Annotated in this window: 3 protein-coding genes; all 3 read left to right on the top strand. The window is 31.8% G+C overall.

Going from position 1 to position 4785, the window contains the following annotated elements; translation table 11 throughout:
* The first annotated feature begins 128 nt into the window (after window positions 1–128).
* Genes Q0Y70_RS09405 through Q0Y70_RS09395 form a run of 3 tightly spaced genes read left to right on the top strand, consistent with a single transcriptional unit; the run spans window position 129 to window position 4737 of the window.
* Window positions 129–1340 carry a DNA repair exonuclease gene (locus Q0Y70_RS09405; RefSeq protein WP_297820300.1) on the top strand — a complete coding sequence of 404 codons (1212 nt, stop codon included), beginning with the start codon at window positions 129–131 and terminating at the stop codon, window positions 1338–1340.
* Window positions 1327–3759 carry an AAA family ATPase gene (locus Q0Y70_RS09400; protein WP_297820296.1) on the top strand — a complete coding sequence of 811 codons (2433 nt, stop codon included), beginning with the start codon at window positions 1327–1329 and terminating at the stop codon, window positions 3757–3759. Before Q0Y70_RS09405 ends, Q0Y70_RS09400 begins: the two co-directional genes overlap by 14 nt.
* Window positions 3760–4737 carry a 3'-5' exoribonuclease YhaM family protein gene (locus Q0Y70_RS09395; protein ID WP_297820293.1) on the top strand — a complete coding sequence of 326 codons (978 nt, stop codon included), beginning with the start codon at window positions 3760–3762 and terminating at the stop codon, window positions 4735–4737.
* Window positions 4738–4785: the final 48 nt, after the last annotated feature.

The following is a 4785-nucleotide window of genomic DNA, read 5'->3' as shown; positions in this document are numbered from 1 at the left end:
AACAATGATGATTTGAAAGATATGATTTCTAAAGAACAAGCAGTATTTCAATTAGTTAACGATGTTCAAACTGCAATTACCAAACCATTGAGTGATTTATACAAAGATTTGGAATCAGAAAAATAATTATGAAATTTATTCACTTAGCGGATGTGCATTTAGATAGCCCATTTTTAGGGCTATCTTTTTTGCCATCTAACCAGTTTAATCAAATTAAGCAAGCTACTGAAAATTCTTTTACTAAGATAATTGATTATGCAATTGATCAGAATGTTGATTTAGTTTTATTAGCAGGGGATAATTTTGACTCTATTCATCCCAGTCCACATAGTCAATTATTTTTTAAAGAGCAATTACAAAGATTAGTTGATAAACAGATTCAGGTAGTTATGATTTTAGGCAATCATGACTATATTAACCCAGAAAAATTACTTTTGCCGCAATCTCAATATTTTAAATTATTAGGTAAGAATCAAGAAATTGAGAAAGCAAGTTTTACAACACGAGCTGGTTTCAATTATGATGTCGTCGGTTTTTCTTATCGACAAAATCATATTTCAGAAGATATGGCAGTTAAGTTCCCGGCAAAAGATGATAATTATACTATTGGGCTGATGCATGCAGGTAGTTCAATTAATAAAAATCAAGATAATTATTCTTCTTTTAAATTAAGTGAGCTTCAAGAGCTTAATTATGACTATTTTGCTTTGGGGCATATTCATTTACGACAAACTTTAAGTCAAGCTCCTTTAGTTGCTTATAGCGGCAATATTCAAGGCCGACACATTAATGAAAGCGGCCAAAAGGGATTTTTACTAGGACAAGTTGATTCACAAAAAAATACTGAAATTAACTTTATCCCAACTAGCGATGTCATTTGGCAAAAAGTTAACTTGAATCTAAGCAGCCCTCTATCAAGGCAAGAACTCCTAACGAATATTTATCAGGTGTTAAACGATAATAATAAACAAACTACTTTATTTGGTCTAACAATTGACGGAGCTCAAAATCTATCGCAAGAAGATCGTGAATTTTTACAAGACAGTGATTCTTGGTTAGAAATTTCAAAACAATTAGAATTCAATTCCAGTTTGGTAAAAGTTTATTTTGAAGATAAAGTTGATATTGTTTTGAATAATAATGATCAAAAGTACTTTACTCAAGCTCGCCAAGAAGTATTAGACGATGATGCTATTTTGACTTTAGCAAAAGATTTGACTAGAAAGTCTGAGCAAGCACAAAGTATTATTGATGATTCAACTTTTTTAAAGCAAGTAAAAGAATTGTCGTCTGTAAAATTAGGCCATGATTTAAAGGATATTAAAGATGAGACTAACTAAAATACAAATCATTCACTTCGGGAAAATAAATGAGATTAGTTATGATTTAAAGCCTGATTTAGATGTTTTTTTTGGAGTAAATGAGGCAGGAAAGAGTACGACAGTAGCTTTTATTAAGCAGATTATCTTTGGCTTTCATTTAAAAAATAATAAGTCTGCCTTTTTTGAAGATTATTTTCCTTTGAGTAAAGCGAGTCCAATGGGAGGACGGTTGTATTTTGAAGATAAAGGTCAAGAATTTATTTTGCAAAGGACCTATGCTTCTGGGGATTCAAAAAAGGGTAGCTTAAAGATTTGGCTAGATGGTCAAGAAGTTCCTGAAACCACTTTTTTTGACAAAATCAAAAATATTGATGGTGACTTTTATACAGATTCCTTTATTTTTAACCAAGAAATGTTAACGCAAGTCACTAGCTTGAATCAAAATGAATTGATGGAAAGAATTTATTTCTTAGGAGCTGCTCAGTCAAATAAACTTTTAAAGCTAAGAAAAGGTTATACTGACAGTGCCAGTAATTTGTTTAAAAAGACGGGTCGTAAGCCTGTTATAAATCAGCTGTTAACTAAAATTGATAATCAGAAAAAAAGAGTTGAGCAAACAAATCAGCAATTTGATTCTTATCAGGAGTTTTTATTACAAACTAAAGATTTGGAAGATAATCTAAAAGATGCTCAAAGTGAATTAGAAAAGTTAAATAAGGAAAATCAGAAGCTTTTGTTGATTAAAGAGAAAGTCAAAAACTTTGATGAATATCAGCAGCTTAAAAAGCAAACAAAAGAGATTGTTTTTTCTAAACCTCTTTATGATCAAGCCCAAGCTTTATCTTTAGAAATTAAAAATCTCACCAATTCGCTAAATTCTAAGCAGGAATATCTAAATGAACTTCAGAAGCAATCAAATCCGACTCAAGTTTCTCAGATGCAGGATTTAGTGGATCAAAAAGCAGAGCTTTTGCAATGGCAAAATGAAGTCAATCAACTTCAAAAAAATAATCAACAACTTAAAGAAGAAATTGCTCAAACTGAAACAATTAATCCTGACATTTTAAAGATTCAAAATTTGGATGCAACGCAAATTGCCGACCTTAAAAGTGAATTTCAATCTCTTCAAGATAAAGATAACTCATCAGATAAATCATATTTAGTATCGGCTTGCTGGATAATTGCAGTAGTTGGTGCTATATTAGCTTTTATCAGCAAAAACTTTGTCTGGCTAGTTTTAACGATAGTAGGGGTCATTGGAGGATTTTGGTTTAATCAAAGTAAAAAACAGCCGCAGGATCAAAAGAAAGAATTTCAACAAAAATATGGTATTAATCCTGATGTTTTCAATTTAGATAATACTTTAAGCTTGCTTTATCAGCTACAAGCCAAGCAAAAATCTCTAACTCAAAATCAGACTGAAATCAATGAATTAGCTTCACAAATTCAAAATTTCGAATTAAAGTTAAAGCAAATTTTAGGTTCAAAATATGATGATCAAGAAAGTATTTCTGCCAATTTAAAGAACTTGGCACAGATTGTAAATGATCAATTACAGCTGAGTTCACAGATTAATCAATTAAAACAAGAACTAGATCGAATTGGTCCTGAGCTAAAACTTCAGCAGCAAACTTTGGCATTAATTTACACTAAAGCTCAAGTCAAAAATCAAGTAGAATTTGACGATCGCAAAGCTCAAGCTGCTGATCAAGAACGCTTAAAATTACAAATAGAAACCATTTTGAATAATTTGGGCGATGACTTATCTAAAATTCAAGCTTTAGAAAAGTCAGATAATTCTGTTGATAAAAAGTTAGCTGAGCTAGATGAAAAGATTGCTAACTGTCAAGCTCGAATTACTAATGTACAAGAGCAATTAGCTGAAGTTCGAATTAAACAGAACAATTTGGCGGATTCAAATGATGTTTTTAACGAAAAACAAAATTTGGCGAGCTTACAGTCACAATTAAAAGACCAGATATTAGAATATTTGTCTGATTTGAGTGTTTCCAATTGGATTGCTCGAAGTCTAGATTTAGCATCTAATGAGCGTTTTCCAAAAATGCTGTCTAGTGCGAAAGAATACTTTAAATTACTTACTGGAGGACGCTACATTGATTTAAAATTAGATAAGAAGCTAGTTGTGATTGATTCAAATCACAAGAAGAAAGAAGTTCAATTTTTATCCCGAGGGACAAGTGAACAACTATATTTTGCATTAAAATTATCGTTTGTTGAACAAATATCAGATGAAATTTCATTGCCAATTTTAATTGATGATGCATTTGTAAACTTTGATCAGCAAAGAACTGACTATATTGTTCAGTTGATAGAAAAATTATCGCAGAAAATGCAGGTATTGATTTTTACTCACCGTAAGGAACTTGCCGATGAATTCAATTCAAATGTCATTAGTTTAACAAGTGAGGTGAAATAATTGTTTAAAAAACTTATGGACTATAACGATGGCGAAGAAATGAACGTTGTTGTTATGCTAAAAGAATCAATTTTGAGAACTAGTAAGAATGGTAAACAGTATTTGATTTTAAATTTCAGTGATGGAAGTGGAGAAATCCGGGGGATTTATTGGGATGCAACTGCTCAAGATGCTCAAAAATTTAGTACTGGATCAATTGTTGAATTAAATGGAAAAAGAGAAGAGTATCAAGATAGGCCCCAGATAAAGATTTATTCTTTAAGAATTGTCGGAGAAAATGAAGGTTATGATTTAAGTCAATTTGTTAAGACAGCTCCAATCAAACAAAAGGATTTGGAAGAAGAAATTAACAAAAAGGTTTTTGAAATTTTGAATCCCACTTGGAATAGAATTGTCCGTTATCTGTTAAAAAAATGGCACGACAAATTCTTTATTTATCCTGCTGGTAAAACCAACCATCATGCCGTAAAAAACGGTCTCGCCTTCCATACAGCGACCATGCTTAGAGATGCTGAAGGGATATGCAATACTTATCCACAAGTGAATCGTTCACTACTTTATGCTGGCTGCATTATTCATGATATGGGGAAAGTGATTGAATTATCGGGCGTAGTTGCTACAAAGTATACAACCGAGGGAAATTTGATTGGTCACTTGGTTTTAATTGATGAACAAATTATGCTTGCGGCTAAAGAATTAAATATTGATCCTCATAGTGAAGATGTAGTTTTATTACGGCATATGGTATTATCACACCATGGCTTGCCTGAATATGGAGCAGCAAAAGAGCCGGCATTACTTGAAGCCGAATTACTACATAAAATTGATGATTTAGATGCGACTGTTTACGCAATTACTAATGCATTGCAACACACTAAGCCAGGTCATTTCACTGAATTTATCCAATCACAAGATAATCGACGTTTTTATCGTCCTTTAAAAGACGATGCCTTAGATAAAAGTCAAAAATTAGAATAAAGAAAATGCTCTGTAGTTGATATGATATCAATTACAGCTGTCTCTTAT

This window comes from uncultured Lactobacillus sp., from assembly GCF_947367085.1.
In the GTDB taxonomy this organism is placed as follows: Bacteria; Bacillota; Bacilli; order Lactobacillales; family Lactobacillaceae; genus Lactobacillus.
Note: the sequence above shows the minus strand (reverse complement) of the source record. Positions and strands in the feature narration are given on the sequence as shown.

What these genes read in the sequence shown, in the direction of transcription:
- Q0Y70_RS09405 (WP_297820300.1), top strand. Translation starts at nt 129, where the DNA reads ATGAAATTTATTCACTTAGCGGATGTGCATTTAGATAGCCCATTTTTA.
- Q0Y70_RS09400 (WP_297820296.1), top strand. Translation starts at nt 1,327, where the DNA reads ATGAGACTAACTAAAATACAAATCATTCACTTCGGGAAAATAAATGAG.